Raw genomic sequence first — 373 nt, 5'->3', positions numbered from 1 at the left:
CATACCTCTCGCGCTTCGGAGCCGAGGTCATCAAGGTCGATCCGGCGACGCCGCTCTTTGACTGCTGGAACACCGTCATTTTCGGCATGACCCATATGCGGGGCAAGAAATCAGTGCTGCTCGACATAGGCTCGCCGGACGGGCGCAAGCTGTTCGAGGAACTCGTCCGCTCCGTCGACGTCGTGGTCTGGAACGCTACCGACCGCCAGGTGAAGTCGAAAGGTCTCGACGCCGAGGGCCTCCAGAAGCTCAATCCCGATGCCATATTCTGCCAATTGGATTGCTTCGGTGGTGTTCGGAATGGATCGCGGACAAACTACCTCGGCTATGATGATCTCGTCCAGGCGGCGACCGGCATCATGCTCCGCTTTGG

Annotated in this window: 1 protein-coding gene; it reads left to right on the top strand. The window is 59.5% G+C overall.

Translation table 11 applies throughout. The features are described 5' to 3' along the window. Window positions 1-373: CoA transferase (locus tag AC1D0P_RS31920; RefSeq protein ID WP_477680386.1), on the top strand; the 373-nt coding region annotated here is incomplete at both ends.

Source organism: Polaromonas sp. P1_G2, from assembly GCF_056405515.1.
This window is presented reverse-complemented; position numbering and strand designations above follow the sequence as displayed.